Source organism: Pseudomonas sp. WS 5411, assembly GCF_012985595.1.
GTDB lineage: Bacteria > Pseudomonadota > Gammaproteobacteria > Pseudomonadales > Pseudomonadaceae > Aquipseudomonas > Aquipseudomonas shahriarae.
In genome coordinates, this window is the sequence record NZ_JAARMC010000002.1 from 533,406 (window position 1) to 558,094 (window position 24,689).

General features: G+C 53.3%; 22 protein-coding genes, 1 tRNA gene and 1 pseudogene. 8 read left to right on the plus strand and 16 right to left on the minus strand.

Annotated elements, in window-relative coordinates; genetic code table 11:
- Positions 1-241: 241 nt before the first annotated feature.
- From HBR93_RS06205 to gabD, 3 genes are all read right to left on the minus strand, one after another.
- Entirely contained in the window at positions 242-1,453 is a 1,212-nt protein-coding gene (locus HBR93_RS06205) for an HDOD domain-containing protein (RefSeq protein ID WP_169959991.1), read from the minus strand.
- 128 nt (positions 1,454-1,581) lie between these two features.
- A complete protein-coding gene (gene gabT / locus HBR93_RS06210) occupies positions 1,582-2,862 on the minus strand; it encodes a 4-aminobutyrate--2-oxoglutarate transaminase (RefSeq protein WP_057436980.1) in 1,281 nt (426 codons plus the stop codon).
- A gap of 180 nt (positions 2,863-3,042) precedes the next feature.
- Complete coding sequence (gabD, locus tag HBR93_RS06215; protein ID WP_057957966.1) at positions 3,043-4,485, minus strand: NADP-dependent succinate-semialdehyde dehydrogenase; 1,443 nt, start codon at positions 4,483-4,485, stop codon at positions 3,043-3,045.
- Positions 4,486-4,854: 369 nt separating this feature from the next.
- Here gabD and HBR93_RS06220 point away from each other — a divergent pair.
- From HBR93_RS06220 to HBR93_RS06230, 3 genes are all read left to right on the plus strand, one after another.
- Positions 4,855-4,931: transfer RNA gene (locus HBR93_RS06220), tRNA-Arg, on the plus strand.
- Positions 4,932-5,036: 105 nt separating this feature from the next.
- Entirely contained in the window at positions 5,037-6,119 is a 1,083-nt protein-coding gene (locus HBR93_RS06225; RefSeq protein WP_262377255.1) for a site-specific integrase, read from the plus strand.
- 371 nt (positions 6,120-6,490) lie between these two features.
- Complete coding sequence (locus HBR93_RS06230; protein WP_169959992.1) at positions 6,491-8,293, plus strand: AIPR family protein; 1,803 nt, start codon at positions 6,491-6,493, stop codon at positions 8,291-8,293.
- 133 nt (positions 8,294-8,426) lie between these two features.
- Here HBR93_RS06230 and HBR93_RS06235 read toward each other — a convergent pair.
- Positions 8,427-8,772 (minus strand): annotated as a pseudogene (locus HBR93_RS06235) (GNAT family N-acetyltransferase); the annotation flags it as partial.
- 465 nt (positions 8,773-9,237) lie between these two features.
- Between HBR93_RS06235 and HBR93_RS06240 the strand changes: the two are divergent.
- On the plus strand, positions 9,238-10,020 hold the full coding sequence (locus HBR93_RS06240) for a hypothetical protein (protein ID WP_096143929.1): 783 nt from the start codon (positions 9,238-9,240) through the stop codon (positions 10,018-10,020).
- A 138-nt stretch (positions 10,021-10,158) separates the two neighbouring features.
- On the plus strand, positions 10,159-10,515 hold the full coding sequence (locus HBR93_RS06245; protein ID WP_262377256.1) for a hypothetical protein: 357 nt from the start codon (positions 10,159-10,161) through the stop codon (positions 10,513-10,515).
- A gap of 51 nt (positions 10,516-10,566) precedes the next feature.
- Here HBR93_RS06245 and HBR93_RS06250 read toward each other — a convergent pair whose 3' ends face one another.
- Together HBR93_RS06250 and HBR93_RS06255 are read right to left on the minus strand one after the other, a co-directional pair.
- The gene (locus tag HBR93_RS06250) at positions 10,567-11,496 is read right to left on the minus strand and encodes a restriction endonuclease (protein ID WP_122561817.1); all 930 of its coding nucleotides are present in this window, start codon (positions 11,494-11,496) and stop codon (positions 10,567-10,569) included.
- 157 nt (positions 11,497-11,653) lie between these two features.
- Positions 11,654-12,229, minus strand: a complete 576-nt coding sequence (locus HBR93_RS06255; protein ID WP_169959994.1) for a hypothetical protein — start codon at positions 12,227-12,229, stop codon at positions 11,654-11,656.
- Positions 12,230-12,418: 189 nt separating this feature from the next.
- Here HBR93_RS06255 and HBR93_RS06260 point away from each other — a divergent pair, with 189 nt between their 5' ends.
- Positions 12,419-12,679 (plus strand): hypothetical protein, encoded by a 261-nt coding sequence (locus HBR93_RS06260; protein ID WP_169959995.1) that lies wholly within the window; start codon positions 12,419-12,421, stop codon positions 12,677-12,679.
- A gap of 900 nt (positions 12,680-13,579) precedes the next feature.
- On the opposite strand, the gene HBR93_RS06265 is transcribed toward HBR93_RS06260, so the two are convergent.
- Genes HBR93_RS06265 through HBR93_RS06275 form a run of 3 tightly spaced genes read right to left on the minus strand, consistent with a single transcriptional unit; the run spans position 13,580 to position 14,707 of the window.
- On the minus strand, positions 13,580-13,888 hold the full coding sequence (locus HBR93_RS06265) for a hypothetical protein (RefSeq protein WP_169959996.1): 309 nt from the start codon (positions 13,886-13,888) through the stop codon (positions 13,580-13,582).
- On the minus strand, positions 13,878-14,126 hold the full coding sequence (locus HBR93_RS06270; RefSeq protein ID WP_169959997.1) for a hypothetical protein: 249 nt from the start codon (positions 14,124-14,126) through the stop codon (positions 13,878-13,880). Before HBR93_RS06270 ends, HBR93_RS06265 begins: the two co-directional genes overlap by 11 nt.
- A 41-nt stretch (positions 14,127-14,167) precedes the next feature.
- On the minus strand, positions 14,168-14,707 hold the full coding sequence (locus HBR93_RS06275; protein WP_169959998.1) for a hypothetical protein: 540 nt from the start codon (positions 14,705-14,707) through the stop codon (positions 14,168-14,170).
- A gap of 100 nt (positions 14,708-14,807) precedes the next feature.
- On the opposite strand from HBR93_RS06275, the gene HBR93_RS06280 reads away from it, so the two are divergent.
- On the plus strand, positions 14,808-15,053 hold the full coding sequence (locus tag HBR93_RS06280) for a helix-turn-helix transcriptional regulator (protein WP_169959999.1): 246 nt from the start codon (positions 14,808-14,810) through the stop codon (positions 15,051-15,053).
- 137 nt (positions 15,054-15,190) lie between these two features.
- Here the strand turns inward: HBR93_RS06280 and HBR93_RS06285 are convergent, their stop codons facing one another.
- The 7 genes from HBR93_RS06285 to HBR93_RS06315 all read right to left on the minus strand — a co-directional run bounded on the left by HBR93_RS06285 (position 15,191) and on the right by HBR93_RS06315 (position 23,673).
- Complete coding sequence (locus HBR93_RS06285) at positions 15,191-18,292, minus strand: type I restriction endonuclease subunit R (RefSeq protein ID WP_169960000.1); 3,102 nt, start codon at positions 18,290-18,292, stop codon at positions 15,191-15,193.
- A complete protein-coding gene (locus HBR93_RS06290) occupies positions 18,285-19,427 on the minus strand; it encodes an AAA family ATPase (RefSeq protein ID WP_169960001.1) in 1,143 nt (380 codons plus the stop codon). Before HBR93_RS06290 ends, HBR93_RS06285 begins: the two co-directional genes overlap by 8 nt.
- A gap of 1 nt (position 19,428) precedes the next feature.
- A complete protein-coding gene (locus HBR93_RS06295) occupies positions 19,429-20,652 on the minus strand; it encodes a restriction endonuclease subunit S (RefSeq protein WP_169960002.1) in 1,224 nt (407 codons plus the stop codon).
- Complete coding sequence (locus tag HBR93_RS06300; protein WP_169960003.1) at positions 20,649-22,208, minus strand: type I restriction-modification system subunit M; 1,560 nt, start codon at positions 22,206-22,208, stop codon at positions 20,649-20,651. Before HBR93_RS06300 ends, HBR93_RS06295 begins: the two co-directional genes overlap by 4 nt.
- A gap of 92 nt (positions 22,209-22,300) precedes the next feature.
- Positions 22,301-22,474 (minus strand): hypothetical protein, encoded by a 174-nt coding sequence (locus HBR93_RS26890; RefSeq protein WP_262377257.1) that lies wholly within the window; start codon positions 22,472-22,474, stop codon positions 22,301-22,303.
- Positions 22,475-22,509: 35 nt separating this feature from the next.
- Positions 22,510-22,866, minus strand: coding sequence for a MarR family transcriptional regulator (locus HBR93_RS06310; RefSeq protein WP_169960004.1), 357 nt, complete (start codon positions 22,864-22,866; stop codon positions 22,510-22,512).
- Positions 22,867-23,298: 432 nt separating this feature from the next.
- A complete protein-coding gene (locus tag HBR93_RS06315; RefSeq protein ID WP_057436977.1) occupies positions 23,299-23,673 on the minus strand; it encodes a nuclear transport factor 2 family protein in 375 nt (124 codons plus the stop codon).
- Between the two features lie 108 nt (positions 23,674-23,781).
- Here HBR93_RS06315 and HBR93_RS06320 point away from each other — a divergent pair, with 108 nt between their 5' ends.
- Positions 23,782-24,684, plus strand: a complete 903-nt coding sequence (locus HBR93_RS06320; RefSeq protein ID WP_225923829.1) for a LysR substrate-binding domain-containing protein — start codon at positions 23,782-23,784, stop codon at positions 24,682-24,684.
- The last annotated feature ends 5 nt before the right edge of the window (positions 24,685-24,689 follow it).

A 24,689-nucleotide genomic window follows, 5' to 3' on the forward strand; every position in this document is an offset into this window, starting at 1 on the left:
TCTGGATACCCCGCAAACCCCATGTGGGAGCTCGACCAGGCTGGGAATTCTGGATACCCCACAAACCCCATGTGGGAGCTCGACCAGGCTGGGAGTTCTGGATACCCCGCAAACCTCATGTGGGAGCTCGACCAGGCTGGGAGTTCTGGACACACCACAAATCAAATGTGGGAGTTGTCGAGCTTTAGCGAGGCTACGATGGCGGCGGCACATTCAGCATTGTTGCTGCCAGACACAGCGCCTACCCAGGCTTGCGGATGCGCGTCAGCTCTGCAAACCCGACCTTGAGCAACCTCGCCGTCTTGCCCTTGGCTAACACCTCGACCCCTTCATGCTCGGTCAGCCCTGCCAGTTGCGCCGCGATGTTCATCACCAGCGCCTCACGGGAATACACCCCGCCTTCCAGGGAGTAGGTCGCCGCGATCAGTTGGCGCAGCTCCAGGGGCAAGCGCCAGCGCGTGCGCAGCGCCGAGCCATAGCTGGCGCCAAAGGTGGACAATGACTCGCCAATCAACGCCTCATCCAGTTCACCACCGCCCTGGCGCCACTCCTGCAAGCTGCGCAGCAGGGCCAGGTCGCCCAACCGATGGAGAATACCGGCGCTGTAACAGCGTTCGTGTTCCAGGTCGAGCATGCGCGCCAGTGAACGACCGTATTGCGCAGTTCGCTGGGACAACTGCCAATAACGCTCAGCGTATTCCATCAGGCTGGCATCGCTGAGGATCACGTTGTGCTTGAGGGCCAGGCCGAGGATCAGGTTCATGCTCTGCCCGGCGGCCAGTTTGTGCAGCGCCATGGACAGGGTCTGCACCGGTGTGCCGTGCTGGCCGGCGCTGTTGGCGGCGGCGATCAGCACCGCGGTGATCTGTGGATCAACCTTGACCTGCTCTTCCAATTGCTTGAGATCCAGCCCCTGCGGCGTGAGGCTGCGTTGCACGGCCGCCTTGACGTCAACCCGCAGCGGCGCGCCGTCCGACAGCTCGCGACGCTGCTCCAGGAACACCGGCAAGGACATGCCCGCCGCCAGGGCGGGGGGTTCGCAATACACGGTTTCGCCTTCGTTGAGCAACAAATCCTGCAGGCGTTGCGTAAGACCCTCCATGTTCAGTGGCTTGGTCAGGTAGGCGGTGGGCGCCAGCGGCAATGCCTCGCGCACGCTGGCGCCGTCATTGCGCGTACTCAGCAGGATGAACGGCAACACGGGCACCCGCCGACGCTGACGCACACTGCGCAACAGGCTCAGGCCGTCAACGCCCGGCAGCTCCCAATCGGCAATGATCAAATCGTAGGGTTTGTCTCGCAGCAGCTCGGCGGCGTGCTGCCCGTCGGCGCACACATCCAGCCGCGCGTCGCAGCGCACATTCAACAACACCTGCTTGAGCAGATCCCGCGACCAGGGGTCGGGCTCGGCAATCAGCACACGGGGCACAGCAGGTAAATCAACAGCAGTCATGCAGCACGCTCCATCGGCAATCCTTGCACATTAGACAAAGGAAGCGCCTGCGTACAAGGCCTGAGTCCGTGCATAGCCCACAAAAAAACCCGCCGAAGCGGGTTTTTTTCGATCCAGCCAACCTGCGCTTACAGCTCGGAGAAGCACTCTTCGATGATCGCCAAACCTTTGTCCAACTGCTCGTCCGGCGAGGTCAGCGGGACCAGCACGCGCAACACGTTGCCGTAGGTGCCGCACGACAGCAGGATCAGGCCCTTGTCACGCGCCTTGGCAACCACCGCGGCCACCGCAGCAGCGTTCGGCTTGTGGCTGTCGCCGTCCTCGAACAGCTCGACCGCGATCATCGCGCCCAGGGCACGCACTTCGCCGATCACCGGGTACTTGGCCTGGATGGCTTTCAGGCCAGTGACCAGACGCTCGCCAACAGCCTTGCAGCGGTCCAGCAGATGCTCTTCTTCGAACACTTCCATCACGGCCAGGGCCGCGGCGCACGCGATCGGGCTACCGGCATAGGTGCCACCCAGGCCACCTGGGGCAATGGCGTCCATGTATTCTGCCTTGCCGCACACGCCAGCCAGCGGGAAGCCGCCCGCGATGGATTTGGCAAAGGTGGTCAGGTCGGCAGCAACGCCCATCTGCTCCATGGCAAAGAAGGTCCCGGTACGGCCGGCACCGGTTTGCACTTCGTCGGCGATCAGCAGGATGCCGTGCTTGTCGCACAGTTCGCGCAGGCGCTTCATGAAGGCTTTAGGCGCGACATAGAAACCGCCCTCGCCCTGTACCGGCTCGATGATGATGGCAGCGATATCACGCGGCTCGGCATCGTTTTTGAAGATGCGTTCGATGCTGGCGATGGAGTCGTCGATGCTCACGCCGTGTAACTCGTTCGGGTACAGCGCACGGAAGATACCGCCTGGCATCAGGCCCATGCCAGCGGAGTACGGTACAACCTTGCCGGTCAGGCCCAGGGTCATCATGGTGCGGCCGTGGTAAGCGCCGGTGAAGGCGATCACGCCGGCACGGCCAGTCGCGGCACGCGCAATTTTCACGGCGTTTTCCACGGCTTCGGAACCGGTGGTGACCAGCAGGGTTTTCTTGGCGAAATCACCTGGCACCTTGGCGTTAACTTTTTCGCACAGCTCCACGTACGGCTCGTAAGCCAGGACCTGGAAGCAGGTGTGGGTCAGCTTGTTCAACTGCTCGGTCACGGCCGCGATGATTTTCGGGTGCAGGTGACCGGTGTTCAGTACGGCGATGCCGCCGGCGAAGTCGATAAACTCGCGACCTTCAACGTCAGTCACGGTGGCGTTCTTCGCGGATTCGGCGAAGATCGGGTGAATCTGGCCAACACCGCGCGGTACAGCGGCTTCGCGGCGTTTCATCAAGGAAGCGTTGGTCTTGTTGCTCATAAAGTCCTCATTCGCCACTCATCGGGTGGCGTGGTCCAAGGAATACGTGACGGGGAGGCAACTACGGCAGCATGCGATGATCGACTGCCACAGCTTTCCCGGCCACTTCGAATAACGGTTTGAAGCACGCAAAGGGACAGCGCTCTCGTGCCCTTTGCGTTTGCAGCGATACCTTGCCGGTTAGATACCCAGGCAGAGGTATTTGATTTCCAGGTAATCCTCGATGCCGTACTTGGAGCCTTCACGGCCCAGGCCCGACGCCTTGATACCACCAAACGGCGCCACTTCGTTGGAGATCAGCCCAGTGTTGACGCCGACCATGCCGTATTCCAAGGCCTCGGCCACACGGAACACACGGCCCAGGTCGCGGGCATAGAAGTAGGAGGCCAGGCCAAATTCGGTGTCGTTAGACATCGCGATCACTTCGGCTTCGTCTTTGAAGCGGAACAACGGCGCCAGCGGGCCGAAGGTTTCTTCCTTGGCCACGGCAGCGTTTTTCGGCACGTTGGTGAGGATAGTCGGCTCGAAGAAGTTGCCTTCCATAACCTTACCGCCCGCCAACAGGGTCGCACCTTTGCTCAAGGCATCGGCGATGTGTTCCTGGACCTTGGCCACGGCTTTTTCGTCGATCAGCGGGCCAGTCGTGGTGCCTTCTTCCAGACCGTTGCCGATCTTCAATTTGGCTACGGCCACTTTGAGTTTTTCAGCGAACGCGTCGTACACCGAATCCTGGATGTACAGACGGTTGGCGCACACGCAGGTCTGGCCATTGTTGCGGTACTTGGAAATGATCGCGCCTTCGACGGCCTTATCCAGGTCGGCGTCGTCGAACACGATGAACGGCGCGTTGCCGCCCAGTTCCAGGGAAACTTTCTTGATGTCCTTGGCGCATTCGGCCATCAACTGGCGACCGATTTCGGTCGAGCCGGTGAAGGACAATTTACGCACGGTCGGGTTGCTGGTCAGCTCGCTGCCGATATCGCCAGCGCTGCCGGAGACCACACTGAACACGCCGTTTGGAATCCCGGCACGCTGGGCCAGCTCAGCCAGGGCAAACGCCGAGAACGGGGTTTGCGACGCAGGCTTGAGGACCATGGTGCAACCGGCAGCCAGGGCCGGGCCGGCTTTACGGGTGATCATCGCGGCCGGGAAGTTCCACGGCGTGATGGCGGCGGTGACGCCGATCGGCTGCTTCATCACGATCAGGCGCTTGTCTGGCTGATGGCCAGGGATCACGTCCCCGTAGATACGCTTGGCCTCTTCGGCGAACCACTCGATAAACGAAGCGGCGTAGACGATTTCGCCCTTGGCTTCGGCCAGCGGCTTGCCCTGCTCCAGGGTCATCAGACGCGCCAGGTCATCCTGGTTCTCGATGATCAGCTCGAACCAGCGACGCAGCTTGTTTGCACGGTCCTTGGCAGTCAGTGCGCGCCAGGCCGGCAAGGCCTTGTCGGCGGCTTCGATGGCACGACGGGTTTCGGCGGCGCCCATCTTCGGCACGGTGCCCAGGATCTCGCCAGTCGCGGGGTTGTTGACCTTGATCGTTTGACCGTTGTCCGCATCGACCCAAGCGCCATCAATAAAGGCTTGCTGGCGGAACAACTGGGTGTCTTTAAGCTGCATGTCGGCTTTCCTTAACAGCACCGCGCGCGCGCGGGGCAAATTAGAGTTGTTGAAAGGCGCCTCGAAGGCTGCCGTCAGGGAAATCAGTCACTGGGCGCAAGCTGAAACATCGCGCACGGGAGACAGAGCGTTTGAAATCTCAAACGAATCCTAGGATCAATGGGGGGGCAGGGCAATAGTCTGTTCGAAAAAAAGAACGAAAACGGCGCATTAGCCGAATTATTCTGACAGGCGCACAACAACCGGATTCAGCGCCAAGGGCACACACCGCCCGGTACAGAGCCTCGCCGCTCCAGAATCCTACCGGCAGACGGCCAAAAACCAGCATGGACGCCCAAGGTCGACATGGGTATGATGGCGCCCGCACAAGCATCCGTAGCTCAGCTGGATAGAGTACTGCCCTCCGAAGGCAGGGGTCGTGGGTTCGAATCCCGCCGGGTGCACCATCTTCTTTCCCTTATATTACAAGGGGATAGCGCTCCTGACAGAAACCTGTCCTAGTCCTGAAAGTCGTTTTTGCCACAAATTTGCCACACTTGAACGTGGCGGGAATGGTCGAAATGGCAACAATCAGGAATCGCGGCGAGTATCAGTGGGAAGCGCAAATCCGCCGTAAGGGCTACCCAGCCCAGCGCAAAACCTTCGAAACCAAATCCGATGCCCAGGCCTGGGCACGCATGATCGAAAGCGAAATCGACCGGGGGATTTTTGTCTCTCGGGTCGAGGCTGAACGCACTGCCTTTCACCAACTCATTGATCGCTATATCTCTGATATTGCTCCGAAGCACAAAGGCGCGTACTCGGAAATCAAACGTCTCGAAGCACTTAAGCGTCATCCATTGGCAACACGTATCGTTGCCACCCTCACCTCTTCAGATTTTGCACGCTACCGTGACGAGCGCCTGAAGATCCGGAAGGGCAATACGGTCAAGCGTGAACTCGCGCTGTTTCAGTGCGTGATTGAAGTCGCTCGACGCGAGTGGGGAATTCATCTCGCAGAAAATCCGGTCAGGATGGTCAGCCGTCCAAGCTATAACGATGAACGCTCGCGACGACTAGACCCGATTGAGGAGCAATACATGCTCGGCGCGTTAGAGCTTCGTGAGCGACGAGCGGATGGGACCTACGCCGAAGCCTCACACAACCCCTGGATACGGCCCATCGTTCAACTGGCGATTGAGACGGCCATGCGTCGAGGCGAGATCTTCGAGTTGCGCTGGAAGCATGTGAACCTAGATCGTAGAACGGTGCACCTCCCAGCAACGAAGAACGGATTGCCCAGAACGGTCCCGCTTTCTCCAAAGGCTATTCAGTTGCTGAAGGACTTGCCGCGCTCGCTGTGCGGTCGGGTCTTCCCCACCACCGCAGACGCCCTCAAGAAGGCATTCGTGCGAGGACTGGAACGAGCGAGGCTCAAATACATAGAGGATTGCAGTACAGCGCAGGTAACGCCCCAGGAAGACTTCCTGATCAATCTACGCTTTCACGATCTGCGGCATGAGGCGACCTGTCGGCTTGCGACCAAACTGCCGAATTTGATTGAGCTTGCCAGTGTGACGGGGCATCGGGAGGTGAACATGCTGAAGCGCTATTACAACATCACAGCCGAAGAGCTAGCAGCAAAACTAGCTTGATCGAACCACACCCGTCGGCTGTTAACTCCACAGACGGGCCATCAGTTGCACTCGACTTGGCCAGTCGTTTGCGTCCGACTTGACCAGTACAGTTAAGGACCTCGACCGGCAGAAATCGGCTAATTGCGCACATCAATCCACAATACGCGGTTGATCAAAGTCTGATTTTAGTGCAACACCAAAAAATTGGTGCGCCCCCTATCCCGACATTTTTGCGATGCATTGACTAGAACGCAGGGTTATTCATCTGTACCAAAAAAACACCATTCCAAGTGAGTATGGCTTCGGGCTATCATCTGGCGGCGGTATGACTGAAAAATAACCGAATGCATCTGATAGCTGGAATATGCATTATTAAAAGGGATTTACTAATGAGCGACAAAATTATTCAAAATAAGATTCTTTTGGGATTATTGAAAGAGTTTGAGGAAGATTTCGGCCTTTCCGATAAGGATGAGGCAAAATCATTTGAGAGGCTAGTTAATTATGTGGTCTTATCAAAAATCGACCCTGAAGCGTTTTCAGAACCAGCAGTTTTTGATCTTATCGATGTAGACAAGACTAGTACTTTTGGCATAGATGCTTTCGCACTTATTGTAAATGACAATTTAATTACAGATAAGTCAGATATAGAGTTGCATAGGAAGTCTAAAAGGCTAGATGTTCGATTTGTGTTTATCCAAACAAAACGTTCTACCTCGATCGACTCGGGAGCGTTGCTAAAATTCACCGCTGCAGTGAAGAATATATTCTCTAGCAACCCTCAAGTCCCACTATCGGAAGAGTTGCAAGCTGCAAAAGAATTGATTGACGAGGTATTTAAAACTGAAAATGCAAGGCTGCTTAGTAAAAGGCCGAAGTGTGAGTTGTATTATGCAACTTCGGGGAATGCTATTAAAGACACTGCGTTGCTTGGCATCATATCCGCAGAAGAGATCAATATACATGCTGTCATCCCAGAGGTTCAATCCGTAGCAATTAAGCATGTAGATGCTGATTTCATAATTGACTCTTTTAGTGAAATTGAAAATCGTTATAGTGTTCTGATTAATTTTGAGAAAAATGTACCTTGTGAGCGTATTGAAGATGTTGAGCAAGCATTCATTGGATACTTGCCGTCGTCAGAATTCTTAAAGTTAATTACAGGATCCGATGGAAACCTTCGTAAAAATATTTTTTATGAAAACGTCAGAGACTTCCAAGGATCAGAGAACGCAGTTAACACTGAAATTAGTGAGACTCTGACTGATGTCGCCATGTTGGATAAATTTATACTTCTAAACAATGGCGTTACGGTCGTTGCTAGAAGTTTTTCTAATATTCGATCTATACAATATGAAATCAGTGATTATTATGTTGTGAATGGTTGCCAAACGAGCAATATGATATACAGATTTAGGGACGCCATTAGAGATAGTTCAAGTCTAAAAATCCCAGTTAAGTTTATCCATACGACAAGCAGCGAGCTAATCACTAAGCTCATTCGCTCAACGAATCGACAGACACCCGTTCCAGACGAAGCTTTTGTCTCATTAGAGAAATTCCATAAGCGCTTGCAAGAGTTTTATAGGTTGTATTCCGGATCATCTCCAGAAGCTCTTTATTACGAGCGCCGTTCTAAGGAATTTTCTAGCGTAGAAGCGAAAATTGAGAAGCCGAGAATTATTAACCTGCATGCCCAAATAAGATCCTTTACATCCATAATGCTGAGCGAGCCACAGTTGGTGATGAGTAATCATCCTGTGACGATATTAAAAGAGCATGGAGGTCGTTTATTTGTCGAGGATCATAAGCAAACCCCATACTTCTTGGCCTCGCTACTTCTTTATCTATTTCACCGACTTACTCTAGAGGGTGTGATTGACGGGAGATATACAATCTCGCGATACTGGATTTGTTGGATTGCTCGCATAATCTGTACCGGTCGGTTAGATATGGGGCTGATGAATTCGGCAGCGGTCGAGAAAGATTCTGAGGCAGTTGTTAATCGATTAATCTCGAAAGACTTCGTTGTGACAGCTTTTACTTCAGCAATTAAAATTTTTGACACGTGCAGAGCAGCGCATTTTTCAAAGCATGGTAAGGTTAAGAATGCAGAACTTGTACGTCTTCGAACTTTTCGAGATGCAGTCAAGGAAAAGCTTGCTCGGGAAGGCAAAAAGAACTACATATAAATTTAATCGTTAAGCTTCCTTTATTATAGCTTGGTGATATTGGGGCGCTCCTCGATATCACTAAGCTAAATGGGATGGCAAATATTAATACACAAGGCTTCCCATGGATATACTATAGCGTTTAAACATATTATTAAAATAATGCCCCCAAGACTTCATATAATTTTTTGACGCTTTCATTGGTGCTGACAATTTGCAGATTGATTTTCATGCAGCCACGCATGGTCAATGCGACCTCAGCGTGATACACGAGTTTTGCGCCCAGGCCTCTCCTACGATATGCAGGATGCACAGCAACTGAGTACAATCAGCCACGATGGCCGTCATATCTCGCAAGAACGGTGCCGATGACCACATTTCCGCACAGCGTTACACAAAAGAGGTAGTCCGTGACGGACAGTTTCTTTTCGATAGCAGTCTGGGAGTGTTGTGCGCGCTTCATAACTGAAAACGGTTTCCCATAACGCTATGACGTAGGCTCCAAAGCAGGCCACGGCCCCCGCTCCCCATAAGCCATCTGTTAAAAATATGTCCTAGCTGTTAATCGCTCGACTGGGGAAATCTGTGCCGAACAGATCAATCGAGCGATAACCTGATGCCAGTAGATTACGAAACCATCCAAAAAATACAGAAGCTTGGCGACGACGTCCTGATCGGCGTGTATGAGGTTGCTGCGTTGACGGGATTCAGCGTGCTTACGGTGCGTCAGCGTAAGTTGCCAGGGCTTGAGCCTGTGCCAGGACTATCAAGGCTGCGATGGAGGCTAGGTGACTTAAGAGCGTGGATGCGCACCGGCAATACCGAAAGCCCTGCTCGCCCCTCCATGACAAATGCCCCATCAAAACCAAAACACATAGGGAGGCCAACCAAGAAAGCACATTTGGAGGCACGGTAATGATCGTCTCTTACGTCATCCCCGTACGTTTGCACCAGGAGCCGTGAGTATGGGCAGACAACGAACCATCAGGGATCAGAATTTTTGGCGCTCCCCGCGCCTGCTGAATTGCACCACTGAAGACAAAGTTGCGTTGCTGCACCTTCTAACAGCTCCTGACAGCAACATCACAGGTGTGTACCCACTTGTGCCACGCATCGCAGGAGCCGAGATTGGCTGGACGGCAGATCAATGGCTACAGGTCATTCATCGACTACAAGATGAGGGCTTGGCTAGATACGATCATGTCAGATACGTCGTTTGGGTACGTATCTGGTGGGATCACCACACCGCTACTCAAGTGACGGGGCCAAAACTGAGAGCGAGAGCGCTTGAAGAAATTCGCCGCATTCCGAGCGAGTGGCTTGACGATTTTATGCGCGACTTTAAAGAAAGACTGACTGTGGATCAGCAGCGATGGATCAATGAGGCCCTCCGTCCGCCCTCGGACCCAGGCGTGGAAGAGATATCGATACCCCACGGATGCGGTATCGATACCGTATCGGACGATGTTCGGCATAACACTAAACCTCAACCTAAACCATTAACTGAAACCCAAACGTCGCATCTTGCTTCCAACGAGCTGGATATGTCTGGAATTCCCGCAGAGCATCAGACTGATGTTCACAGGGCAATTGTGAAGGCTATGACCAGCGGAAAACTTCGATTTGGGCCTCAGCTCGTAGTCAATGCGATGGCAGAGAGCTACCGATCTGCATCAGGTAAACCGCAGAACGCTATGGCCTTGACCTTGTATCTAGCTGAAAATTTGAGTGGATCTGTTCCACGGTGAAAAGCAGGTGGCAGGGCGTGATAGAAGTCGGCCCCCTTCGAGAGGAAGGATGCTATGGCAGGAAGAAATCGTGAAGCTATTGAGCGGATAATCGTCCAAGCCCGGATATGGGGGTGGGATATGTCATGGTCCTTTAGCATGGCCACCGCTACGGATACCAAGCCAATCGGTGACTATTACTTCGAGCATGCTGCGCTTAGGCTCTACGGTTCCATCCGACATCCCGAAGCATTCAAATATCCAACGATAGAGTGCTACCTATACGCTGACCCGCTACTTCTACAGGGCAAGTCAGCACCTCTCTGCATCGGCTCAATGAAGGCGGCTGACAAGAAGTTGGTCGTGTATGTAGCTATTCACAACGACCGCTTCAACAACCTAGTGAACGCTGCAAGCCGCCTCGTTGCCTTGGAAATCAATGCAGAGCAGTTGAGGTACCGCAGAGCAAGGATCATGGGCATCCACCTCAGCACAGAGCTAGAGCCTGATTGGTAAAGGTATTACCTTTAACCGCGACGGCTTTGCCAAATGTAGGTGATGGCGCGATCAAAACCCTCTTTCTTCGTCAAAGTAATCGCTATCCAGTTTTGGAAGCTTGAGAAGCCTGGACGTTACGCCCACCTCGTGGTCCATCATCAGGTTAACTAGACGGATCCCGTCCACTAGCACCATGCCCTCCACAGAGCGGGCAAAGTCTATAGCTTGCTTGGTGAATCCGGAGGTGGTGATAAATACCCCTCGTTTGGCCTTTTGACCAGCAAGAGCACCATAGAATGCTTGTAACTCAGGCCGACCGACAGTGCCTTGCCAGCGCTTGGCCTGGACATACACTTTTTCCAGACCGAGCTTATCGAGGGAAATTACTCCATCAATTCCGCCATCTCCGCTACCTCCCACACGCTGCAAATCTGTTCGGCTAGCTCCGTAGCCGAGGCTGTGCAATACGTCGAGCACAATAACTTCAAAACGGTTTGGACTGACTTGAAGTAGGCTATCGAGTAGGTCTCTTGCGGTTGCATCGCGTAGCTCGCGCAAAGCCTGATCCAACCGATCGTCAGGGCTAACTGTTGCTGATACTGGCGTGTCTTCGCCTTGCTCTACCACGTCAAGCGGGACGGCATCGGTAGGGTTCCTCAGCCTCACGTCCATAAAACCTATGGCAAGTTTTTCCACCTGATCGGCTGTTAGCGGTGACGGGTGCTGGACGGAATAATCCGTCCCAGCCTCGGTAAGCTTCCAGTAGCCTCGCTTGGCGCTGGAAGATAAACCGGCACGTTTGAGGCGGTCGTGAGCCCATCCGGCGCGGTTTTTATAAGTCGCCTGCCCACTCGCGATTATCTCTTGAAGTTGTGACTCGGATAAATCTAAAGCCCTTGCCGCAGCCTCATGGGTGTCGCGTGCTGTGGCGCCTTCGGGATTAGCTGCCAAGTAGCGCAAGATCGGTTCAATGAATTTGTCGTATGTCGGAACGGACATCAGGATTCCCTTCACAAGTGGCAGCGCATAAAAATAGATACGGACTTTGTGTCAAAAAAAGCGCCCCGGAGCAAACGTGAAATTGCAGCGCATGTCAGTGTCACCGAGCGTCGCGAGGCAGACATGCTGAAGCGTTGGTAGCCAAGCTGGCCTGAGGCTAATCAGCTGTATCTAATCCTAGGGAGCGCGCGAGCTCTCTGACTTCATCGTATCTTCGAATAGATGGGACTGCTTTTTTCTCTCGCTCTAAGTCCTTGAGTGCGAGGTTTTCATAAAAGCGCGTGACCATTTCCTCTCTACGTATTTCAGTCGGTGAAACAAGGCGCTTACGCTCGTTCAAAAGCTCGCGCGCACTGATTTGAGCAACCTCGCAGAGATGGGCTTTCGACATCAAGTCGCAGCACGTCCACGTGCTAATCCACTTCTGTTCCCACGCCCAGAAAACCAATCGTTGAAACGCCCACCATGTCATCCGGGCATGCCCGCTTACGTACCGCCGTAACGTCCTAGCCTCGACAGCAAGCTCTAATTTCGATATGGCCTCTTCAAGCTGAATTTTCGGCAACCGAGATTTCCGCAAAATCCCAATGAACAAATAGCTCACTAAATTTAAGGGCACTCGCACCGCAAAATTTTTCCGCCCGCTTGAAAAATGGGTATGGAGCTCCCGAGCCACAAGCTCGAATGCTTCATACTCCTCAATACCCAAAGTTTCTGATTCTGTTTTGTGCATGCAGCCATTCTTCAGCTAACAACAGCGTCTGTCAAAACGTGTCCTAGATCGCGGGATGTTTCCCAGCTACCAATCGATGCAGTCCACAGCAGCCGAGCTACAGTCATGATGACCATCGATTACGAAACCATTCAAAATTCAGAAACTCTCACATGACGTAATGATCATGATCAGCAGGAGTTCTCAACGATGATCCAACCATCAGATGCTCATAGACTAGAAATTGCCCAGGACGTCTTGGGCTGCTTGATAGCGCTACGCTCCGAGTCAATATTCTACGAGCGAAAGAAAGCCGAGCCGAATGCTGAAATCATCAGCTTGTGGAAAACCGAGCGAAACAGCTTCTTTGATCTGACCCGTAGTTTGAGCTGTAACGATCGGGATAACATCGAAAATGTCATCGCGACTTATGGCCCCTATGCCAGAGCTCTGTTTGATTCAGGAAAGTAGTCTAAGCAGCTAGCCCTGAGCTCCGGCTACGCAAGGTGCGTATCAGTTCACACGCTCCACTTTGACTCACATGCGTTCAGCCAATCTAGATGCTGCACTCAATCTGAATCCGGCAGCGTGGCGCGTCTGGCAGGTTCTGACTCGGGAATGAGCTCAGGTATCAGCTTGAGCTCTCCCGCATAGACCATGAGTGTTCCGCACCTGGTAAACGGTTTACCACCGTTCATCGCGTCTACAGATTTCCGTCGCAGTGCAAGCGACCACATCTTCTTCAGCCAGCTTTCACTCATAGCGTTTACTCAAGATATGGATGACGTACCCAGATTTGCCTACCGAATGCCTCCCTCAGCATCACCAGATCAACCTTTCCCTGTGCTCCCAGATGTTTTTCTCTTCTTACCCGAGCGATGCACGCACAGTCACAAACGGCAAACGCGCGCACTTCAAAATACTGACACCGTCACAGGCAACGCCCTGCTTCGTACAGCGTCGTGTTGCGGTGTTTTCTGAAAATTACCGCGCTCACTTCGCAGAATATTTTGATGATCAATTTTGTTAGGCCGATGGCGTCTGATTCTTGTGTCTATCGAGTCATTGGACGATTCCCTCTGCCCCCTCCCCAACGATGCTTTTATTCATCGAGGGCGAAGAAATCCAGGACCAACGTACAGACAACTTTTAGTCATCAACATCGTCGACAAAAGCTGCAACCATTTGGAGGATAAGGACTGGGACAGGGTAGGGTTTGTACTACCGCCATGAATGGCGTACGTACAACCGGCAACGCGGCAGTCGTTTCACTTCTTTGCTTTGCCTACCGTCCCTGCTCAGGGCAAGCCCCGAGACCCCACTGCGGCCAATGGCCGGAAAGTTTTGGTAGAACGCGCTGCCGTCGATGGCTCACAACTCGGTAGAGATGCCTGACAGCGCAAGAACCTCATGCTCCGCAAGCCCTTGCCTGCGCTGCGCCAATCCAAGGGGCGAAATAAGCGCCTTATGCTCGACGACCTGCTGTTCAAGCAACCGCCCTAAAAGCAGCAGCTCTCCCTGCACTTCGAGTGCGCGAAGCTGCTCGGGAGAATTAAACGCCCAGCGGTCAAGAATCTGCCAGCCGCAGGCATGATACGAAGTTGATCGGCGGACAGAGTCGATGGTCGTCGCCGCCAGGACGCTGGACGCGATTCTCAATGGCGTGTGGTTAATCAGCATCGGCAGATTCCCTTTGTTGTAGGCAATTGATCATTCGTGTGTTCTGCGCAATGGAAGAGGTTCTGAAGCCGCCTTTGCGTCTTAGCTCTCGAATGTGAGCGAGCGAAAAACCGAGAGTGGATAGGACGGCAACATCGTCAGAGGCCAGCGCTTGATTGGCCAAACGCATAGGGGCGTTGGCTTGCTTCAGTTGGGCGATATCTACCTGCCAAACACTGCCTGCAGTTACGTCTGTCATCGGGCTACTCCGAACGGGTAAGTGAAGGCTCCATCAACCTGTTAAGTGCTGAAGATTACATGCAGCCGTGCCTCCGTACTTGTCACGTCCGCCGTTTTAAGCGCGAGGCTGAACGTCGGAATAGCCAAGTCGCTCGTCAACAGCTCCAATCGATGGTTGCTCTTGCCGACTGGAAGGATGCGCCAGGAGCGAATCTCATCCAAACGGAAGAGATGACCGTCCCGGCCAACGGGGTAGGCAAGCAACCTTTTCGATTGCAGGTCGACACCAACGTAGGCGTCATTGATCTTAGCGAACACCTCTACCTGCGGATGGAACCCTTCAGCCTGATAGCCGGCAACCATTTTTCTCAGCTTATCGGCATAGCTCTGGTTGACACGGGAGAACAGCCATCCGCCACCGACGAAGTAGAGAACCAAGACCCAGAAAACCCAACGAATTGCCGGATCCTCGCTGCTGGCTAAACCCAGAAAGAATGGCAGGTTGAAGCCAGAAAAAGCCACCACGACTAGCAAAAGCGCACCGACCGGCAAACACCCGACGGCCCATGCCACGCGAAACAACTCCCAGATAAGTCTCATGCATCCTCCTAAACCAAACGTGCACGAACAAAATAACTGAAAATCAGATATCCCAAAAGCAGATATAGCGTGATCAGCCGAACCTTGCCCGGACACGGCTATGACAAAGGCTATTTATCGACGCGAGCACGTGATTTTTTTGGAGGTGCTGAAGCGCATGCGTGTTGAATCAGGCATGACCCAGGCCCAGTGCTCTGCTGCGCTGGGGAGGCCGCAATCGTTCATGAGTGATGTGGAGAGGGGGGTGAGGCGGCTGGATATGGTTCAGCTTCGTGATCTGTGTCTGGTTTTAGGTGGTGACCTTGTCGGGTTCACCAAATCTTTCGAGGCCGCACTCAACCATTAAAAAAGCGCAGGTATAAGCGCAATGTCGATCCCGAGGGACCAACACCTCGGGCGAAGTGTCAATCACGCTACATCTTAGCGCAGGGCACACTGTCGGAGAGCACTTGGTCCGGTCCATATACTAGCCCTGCTGCCACATCATAGATCTCCACCCACGCCTTTGAATTTTTCAACAAAAACGGCAATCTTGTGGAAGACATCCTGCTTCTTGTGGAGATATTTCGGATTAAGCGGACTCATTTTTGGCAGAATGGAGTTAAGTTCAGTGCCATTGTCGCTAGCAAATTCCCGTTTTAGTGAATTCGCGATGTAGCGTTTAGCCGCCCCTTCATTCAGTTCCTCATCGCTGATCAGCTCTTGCGCCTCGCGCCGCTGTTCTGATTGGGCGAAAGTGTAAAAAGCCTCGATCACACTAACCTTGTCACCAATTCGATCCAGCTCGGTCTGGTTGATGAAGTCCACCACGAGGCTTTCTTTAGCGCGGTTGCCTAGGCTGCCGCGAATCACCCGGCGCATCTCCTCGACCAGTGCCGCCTTGCCCTTGACCTTCTTGTTCCTATCGAAGATCAGCTCGAGGATGTAATCCAGGTTGATTTCCTGGGACTTGAGCAGGTCCACCTCGAACACCACATCGTCCCAGTCAATGGTGGACTTATCTACTTCGTTACCCGCTTTCTCGCGCCGCAGCCAATCTCGGATGTCATTGTAGGTGGAGCGATAGTCTTGGACCTTGCGCTCGACAGGCAGGCGGATGGTCTGCAGCTCGGCTAACTTCTCGTCATCCAAGTGGTGTTCAAGCTTAAATGCTTCCACGGCCCGCGGGTCGCTGATATCGACCGTTTGCAGCGCCTTTAGCGCGGCAAATTCGTCGTAGTTCTGCAGCACATTTTCCACGCGCAGGTAATCGCCGAACAACTTGGCGAAAGCTTTCTTCTCCGATTCTTTGATGATGTTGGCCGGGTCGGGAAAACGCTGCTCCAGCTCCGTCACCACATCCATAAAGCCACGCCGCGCCTCACCAGTCATCGTGTCGGTGAAGCCCTCCATGTACTCCTTATAACTTTTTTCCAGCACCACGTTACGCGTATTCTTGTCGCCGAACAGAGTGATGGCGTCGACCGTAGCCTGTTCCAGGTCGCGGAAGGTGACGATATTGCCGAAAGTCTTGGTGGCATCGAAGATGCGGTTGGTGCGTGAGTAGGCTTGGATCAGGCCGTGATAGCGCAGGTTTTTGTCGACGAACAGCGTGTTGAGCGTTGGCGCATCAAAGCCGGTCAGGAACATGCCGACCACGATCAACAGATCGATTTCCTGATCCTTCACACGCCTGGCAAGGTCGCGGTAGTAATTCTGGAAGCCCTTGCTGTCAACGCCGAAATTGCTTTTGAACAGTGCGTTGTAGTCGGCAATCGCCGCGCTCAGGAACTCTTTAGCAGTGCTGTCCATCGCAGACACTTCGAAGCTCTCATCGACGATGTCTCCAATGGCATCCTGTTCTTCATTGGGGGCGAAGGAGAAGATGGTGGCGATGCGCAGCGGCTTATCGCTGCCTTCCTGCAGCGTGTGCAGCGTCTCGTAGTACGCCTTGGCGGCATCGACGCTGCTCACCGCGAACATGGCATTGAAGCCCTTGTTTGCTCCCTGTAAACGATGGGTCTTCTGGCGAAAATGCGTGAGCAGATACTGCGAGATTTCTCTGATACGCGTGGGGTGGAGCAAAGCCTGGCGGTTCTCTGTGGCGCTGAGCTTCTTCTCGTCCTGCTCGGCTTCCAGGGCCTTGAACTGTGGACGGACATCGTTGTAGTCCACCTTGAACTTGAGCACCTTCTCGTCACGGATGGCATCGGTGATTACATAGGAATGCAGCTCGCGACCAAAGACGCTGGCGGTTGTATCGGCGCCCAGCGCATTTTTAGGGAAGATCGGCGTGCCGGTGAAGCCAAACTGATAGAAGCGCTTGAACTTCTTCTTCAGATTATTCTGCGCCTCGCCAAACTGGCTGCGGTGGCACTCGTCGAAGATGAACACCACCTGCTGGTGGTACACCGGCAGGTCGACTTCAGTCTTCATCAGGTTATTGAGTTTCTGGATAGTGGTGACGATGATCTTGTTGTCGTCCTTTTCCAGGTTGCGCTTGAGACCTGCGGTGCTCTCCGAACCATTGACGCTGTCGGGTGAAAAACGCTGATACTCCTTCATAGTCTGATAATCCAGATCCTTGCGATCCACCACGAAGAACACCTTGTCGATAAACTCCAGCTCGGTGGCAAGGCGCGCAGCCTTGAAGCTGGTCAGCGTCTTGCCAGAGCCGGTAGTGTGCCAGATATAACCGCCGCCCTCGGTGCTGTTCCAGCGCTTGGCCTGCCTGGCACTGCGAATCTTCCATAGGATGCGCTCGGTGGCGGCAATCTGGTACGGACGCATCACCAGCAGAGTGTTGCTGACGTCGAACACCGAATAGGTTAGCAGTACATCGAGCAGGGTGCGTTTCTGGAAGAAGGTCGCGGTGAAGTCCTTCAGATCCTTGATCGGGCTATTGTCGGCCTGCGCCCAGTTCATAGTGAAGTCGAAACTGTGCTTGTTGCGCCGCGTGGTGTTGGCGAAGTAGCGTGTATCGGTGCCATTGGAGATCACGAACAGCTGCAGATACCTGAACAGCGAATGCTCTGTGTTGAAGCTCTCCTTGCTGTAGCGGTGCACCTGGTTAAAGGCTTCACGGATTGCCACGCCACGCTTCTTCAACTCCACTTGAATCAGCGGCAGGCCATTGACCAGAATAGTCACGTCGTAGCGGTTGGCGTGGCTGCCCGCTTGCTCGAACTGTTTGATGACCTGCATCTTGTTGCGGGCCAGGTTCTTCTTGTCCAGCAGGTAAATATTCTGGATGCGCCCGTCATCGAATACGAAGTCATGTACATGGTCGTCGTGAACCTTACGGGTCTTGTCGAGGATACCGTCGCTGGGCTTGTCCAGCCAACTTTCCACGAAGCGCGCCCACTCGGCGTCGGAAAATTCGACCCCGTTCAGCGCCTGCAACTGCGTGCGCACATTGGCCTGCAGCGCCGGCATCGTCTTAAGGCCCGTGGAATGCTCATAGCCCTGATTGACCAGATCCTGGATGAACTCGCATTCCAGATCGCCTTCGCTCTGGTAGCTCTCGGCAACTTTCCATTCCTTGGCGTATTTATCTAGGACGATGAAGTTGTTAGATTCGGCGATGACCTTGCTGTACTCAAGCATTTTGTTGTTCCTGTTGCCAGTAGCGGTGGTTGCTCTTCAGGTGGTCGAGCAACAGTTTGACCATCGCTTTCTCTGCGGGCGTTGGCTCGGCGATCGCTTCATTCGATAGCGTGCTGTGGCTGGTGAAATTAAGAACTCTGGTCAGATAAAGCTGCTTGTCATCAGGCAAAAGCTCGGACCATTTGGGGTGGCCAAGAAAGCTCGCTGTTTTCTCGTAGAGGTTGCGCAGCAAGGTGAAATGAAACCGTTCAACCTTGTTTTCAGCAATCGCCTGCTCAATGGTTTGCTTCAGGTGCAGGTGATAAGAAAAGTTCTTGTTAGAGTCGCCGTGTTTTTCAGTGAGCACAAAACTGCCGTCTTCGAACCGCTCGAGCATGTAACAGGCCTTGCCATTCAGTTCATTAAAAAGCACATTGTAGAACAGTGGGCTGTGCGTCGAAACGATGAACTTCAGATTGGACGGGCTTGATTTGATCAGGCTGGCCAGATTCACTGCTAGCTCAATCAAATGGTTTTCATCGAGAGAGCTAACAGGGTCGTCAATGAACACATACTCCAGCTGATTAAAGGCGCCGGTCTCGCGTTCGCCCAACTCGGCGACATTGAGAATAGTCACCGCCTGATCCAGCAAGGTGTAGAAAACACTCCAAATGAAATTGCTCTCTTCGCCTTTGGAAAGCTTGATATGAGGGGAATTCTCCTCGTTACCGCGCTCCAGGGAGAAGGTGACTTCGTCAAAGTCGGCGCTGAAATGTGGCGTTAGCTTGTCGTTCGCATAACGCTGGAAATAACGAATGATATTTCCATCTTGCCCGAGATCCTTGAGTAGCGTCAGAAGCCAGTTGGTATATGAATTGGGCTGAATCTTCAGTTTGTACTCGGCATCGCTCGCTAGGTCGTTATCCCAATAGAACAGGTCTTCAGTGAAGGCGTTGTAATAGAGAATCTTGTTGCGCGATAGCTCGGGCGCGTCGACTGCCTCATCGCCCTCTCCGCCATTGGCTTTGGGTGCAATCAGCTGCTTGAATTCACGCGACAGACGCGTCTTGCCAGTGCCGTTGAAGGCGTAGATCAGTTGCACCTTCTTGTTGGCGTCTTTCAGCTGTTGGGCGATCTCGGTCAGCGTCTTACTCATATTAGGCCGACACCTCTTCCGGCTTGGGGAAGCCCAGCAACAAGTCGCGGTAGTACTCGTATTGCTTCCGACGCAGCTCGATCTCGCGGGGCAAGCCTTCGCTAATCGAGTTTGTAAGGGTGTCAAACTCGTCCAGAATGGCAACGATGCGGGCCTGTTCCGCCAGCGACCTTTCAGGATCATCGGGGTATGGAATAGGGATCAGCACTTCTTTTTTTATACCCTCGATGATTAGGCGTTTAACTTTTCCACTAGACACATGCTTCGTTTTCTGAGAATTGAATGAAGCTGTTTGCATCGCGTAGGAAATGTACTTTGGATTCATTGAGTGGCGAAAAGCATAGCTATCGTCATGGATGGCCACCCTCTGAGTTCCTAGCCACGCAACAGCCTTGCCTACATCTACCACGGTTTCACCAACACCGGCCATAACAACGTCACCCGGCTCGGCATAGCGCAGCGAACCAGCCATGTCACCTCGAACTTTTGAAAACGCGTGATCTGCCCACACACCATATAGAGTGTAAATTTCACCGTAGTGGATAACGCTGATGCCTTCCTCGACGTAGTCAGCCTTGGTAAATCGCTTCCCACGAATGAATTTGCCAATATCCCCCAGCGCCTTCCACTCAACATCCCCGTCCATATCTTCAAAACTCAGCAACTGCTCGCGATAGTAATAGTATTGTTCTGTTCGGGCGGTCAGCTCGGCGGCCAGCTCGGAGGCCAGCTCAGTGAAAGTGTCCAATATGCGAACAATTTCGGCTTGGATTTCAAGTGACCTTTTGGTGTCTTCTGGGCAGGGGATAGGTATTTTGTAGGCCGAGATCACCTCTGTTGGCAAATGTGCTGGAATAGCGTCCGTGGCCAGTGACTGGATGTCGTACTGATTTCTTTTTAAGTAATAAAAAAGGTAACGGTTGTTGAGTGCTACGCCTGGCTTTATGCAATAGCAGACATCATTTGCCCAGAAGTCTGTCTCAATGAGATTAACAAACCCTGCGGTGCCATACTTAACGATAGTGATCGTATTCTTTTTTTGATTGAAGTCATCGTAAAACCCCATGGGGGTAACGCCCCCGCTAAAAACGGGGTACTTCTTTTCTGGACTCAATTCAATTTTTGTCACACGACGACCCCTTTCGATAGTCGCGCATGACTCCAACGCCGCCCACTCCACACCGACCCCGTTGAGCAGCTTCTCCAAGAAGTTCAGGTCACTCATGCCCCAAACTCCTCACCTTCAATCTCGGCCACAATCGCATCAATATCCTTACGCAGTTGGTCGATGCGGGTCACGGTCTTATTTAGAGCTGTGTTGAGCTGGGCGATGTCCACCACCTCACGGGTATCCTTTGCTTCCACATAACTGCTGACCGACAGGTTGTAATCATTGGCGGCCACCTTTTCCAAGGGCACCGATCGAGCGAAGTGATCCAGATTCTCCTTGCTGTCGAACACCTGCATGATCCGCTCAATATGCACATCCTCCAGTAGGTTGTTGTTGGTGCCTTTCTTAAACAACGCGCTGGAATCGATAAATTGGGTGGTGGTATCCAGCTTGTGTTTGGATAACACCAGTATGTTGACGGCGATGGTGGTGCCGAAAAACAGATTCGGTGCCAGCGAGATCACCGTTTCCACATAGTTATTGTCCACCAGGTATTGGCGAATCCTCTGCTCGGCGCCGCTACGGTAGAAGATGCCGGGGAAGCAGACAATAGCGGCGCGCCCCTTGGCAGAGAGGTAACTAAGTGCATGCAGCACAAAGGCGAAATCCGCCTTAGATTTCGGCGCCAACACGCCGGCCGGAGCAAAGCGGTCGTCATTGATCAGCGTGGGATCATCATTGCCGATCCATTTCACCGAATAGGGCGGGTTGGACACGATGGCATCAAAGGGCTTGTCATCCGCAAAGTGCGGATTACGCAGCGTGTCGCCCAACTTGATGTTGAACTTGTCGTAGTTGATGTTGTGCAGAAACATGTTCATCCGCGCCAGGTTGTAGGTGGTGTGATTCACCTCCTGACCGAAGAATCCATCCTCGATGACATGAGCATCGAAGTGCTTTTTGGCTTGCAGCAGCAGCGAGCCGGAGCCGCACGCCGGGTCGTAGATCTTGTTGACGCTGGTCTGCTTGTGCATCGCCAACTGGGCGATCAACTTGGACACATGCTGCGGGGTAAAGAATTCGCCGCCGGATTTGCCAGCATTAGCCGCGTAGTTGGAGATGAGAAACTCGTAGGCGTCGCCGAACAGATCAATATGATTGGCATCGAAGCTGCCAAACTCCAGCTTACTCACTCCCTTGAGCACGTCCGCCAAGCGCTTGTTCTTGTCGGCGACGGTATTGCCCAAGCGGTTGCTAGTGGTGTCAAAGTCAGCGAACAAGCCTTTGATGTCCTGCTCGGAGGCGTAACCGCTGGCGGAACTCTCGATGGCGGCAAAGATGCGTACCAAGTCGGTGTTCAGACTATCGTTGGTGCTGGCCTTGGCGGCGACGTTACTAAACAACTGGCTGGGCGCGATGAAATAGCCCTTGGTCTTGATTGCGTCGTCCTTGGCGGCGGCAATCAGCGGGTTGTCATCCTCCATGGCAGCATAATCGACCGAGCCATCACCACCGGTGATGTAGTCAACGAAATTCTCGCTGATGAAGCGATAGAACAAGGTGCCGAGCACGTATTGCTTGAAATCCCAGCCGTCGACTGCGCCACGCACGTCATTGGCGATGGCCCAGATTTGACGTTGCAGGGCGGCACGTTGTTGGGCACTGGTCATACGGTTTTCCTAGTTCAAAGGGCCTGGCTCAGATGGGAGTAAGCGCCAGCAGAAATTATGTGTATAGCGTCAAGCAGGCCAATACAGCCGCTTCAACGGAACGACTCGTTGGTCTCCGAGTCGGTGGCGTCGTAGTGTTCGATCAGTGCGCGGACCACATGGTCCAGCGTCCAGATCGCCAGCGGTATGGAGGCGCGGTCGGCTGCAACGCCGCGCTCTCGAAAAGCTTCGTGCAGATTCCCACCTTCGCCGCGAACCATCCACATCCTGGCTGTAGTGTTCCCTCTCATCTTCAGGCCCATCAATCCAATACGACTAAGAACTCGATAGCCAGTACGGTCGGTTGGACATCCCGAAGATTGCGCTGCAACGAAACCAGACCGTAGTCCGCCATTAGACGCAAGGTGCGTGACAGATTCGGAACCTTACGGCCGCTCAGTTCAGCCAGCTCTGTTAGTGACTTCGGATGCTTCTCATGGATTAAGCGCATCAAACGTCGGTTGTCGTCTGAAAGCACAGCAGCAAGCGACGCCAACGAACTGAACCAAATCTGCGGCGTCTCGCTCCCCGGTCGATGATGGTCTGCGCCATCTGATCGATGAATACCAACGATGCACCGCTTCATGTTCAGTCCCGAGATGTAATTTAGGCCGAGCATATCAGTATCTGATAATCATCGTCGATTTCAAGCCTCCCACCTGTCCTTGCTACCGCATGACAGCTGCGACCTCCAAATGCCACAAATTTGCCACACTCGTCCCACTAATCAGGGCGAAAACCCGCTAACCCCAGCTAACACAACCCATTGATTCCCCAGCTAATCCGCGCTAACGTATTGATTCTAAACGTCGACTTTTAGGACTCCGAAGGCAGGGGTCGTGGGTTCGAATCCCGCCGGGTGCACCAGATACAGAAAAAAGCCCCAGGTCGCAAGACCTGGGGCTTTTTTGTGGGCGCTGTCACAAAGACTCTTCTGCCGGCCATATCCAACTAGGCAAAGCGCTTTTGCGTTGTAAGTTGGAGTGCGTAAACTGGCAACGCGAAGAGTGCACTACATAAGTTTGTTCTCATTTTGCATCTGGCCGTTAGCTTACTGAGTTGTCACTTCACCGGCCTTGTGAAAGAGCTTGGCGAAGATCATCCACTGGCCATCGACTTTCATCAAGTTCAAGTAGTCGACCATGACGTTATTGAATAGGCGCAAACGCACTTTAACGATGGCCATTTCCGCAGACATCACATCAATCATCAACACTTCATCAAGTTGTGGAAAACCACCTTCCTGTGGCGACTGACGGCCTTGAACCATGGCCCTGTACTCATCAAAAGACCGGACGACCACGGTCGAGTCTTGTGCGCTATATAACACGCAACCCCGATGAAAGACCCGATCAAACAGATTCAAGTCCTGGGTTTGCAATACATCAAAGTAGTTTTTCAGAAACGACTGGATTTCATTGATCATGGCGAACAACTCCTGCTTTATTAGCATGACATTATTTAAATAATTAAATCGTCGCTATTATCGGTATCTCGCTCGCTTCACGTATAGCGGCTATTATTAGACTTTTCCGTGAAAGGAATTCACCTATTGAAGCTCCCTCCACTCGCCGCATTGCGCGCCTTCGAGGCTTTGGCCCGGCTGGGCAAGGTGAATTTGGCGGCCGTTGAGCTGCACGTGACCCACAGTGCCGTCAGCCATCAGATTGGCTCTCTTGAAGAGTATTTGGGTATTACCTTGGTGATGCGCAGCGGACGTTCCCTGGTGTTGACGGAAGAGGGGCGCATTTATGCCTACCAGATCAGGCAGGCGCTGGGTGAAATCGCCGGGGTCACAGAGAAGTTTCTGGCGAGAAGCAATTTCCCGCAACTGACCCTGTCAGTGCTGCCCTCCTATGCCATGCACTGGTTATTGCCGCGCTTGCACGGTTTTATGAGTGCCCATCCCGGGTTGCGCCTGAAATTGGAATCGACCATGGCGTTCGCCGGTTTAGAACAGGGCCTGGTCAATTGCGCAATCCGCTTCGGTCACGGCCAATGGCCCGATATGCATTGCGAAACACTGATGAGCGACTCATTGCTGGTGGTCGCTGCTCGCGACTTCAACCACGGTGTATTGCCAGACACGCCGCACGCCATCCTCGAGCAGCCACTGCTACACGCCAGTGAAAGCTGGGCAACCTGGCTGTGCGCCGCAGGCGTGGAGGGGCAACGCCCTCACGCCTCGCTGGAGTTCACCGACTCCACCTTGCTGCTCGAAGCGGTACGGCTCGGGCACGGCGTCGCATTGACGCGCCGCTCGATCGCCCATTCACTGATTCAACGTGGGGAGCTGGTCAAACTCACCGACATCGAACCGGCGCATTCTTCGAGCTACTACCTGGTCTGGCCACTGGGGATTAAACGTTCGGCGCAATTAACCTCCCTGCACAGCTGGCTCAAAGACCAAGTCGTGGCGTATCAAGACAGCCTATAAAACCG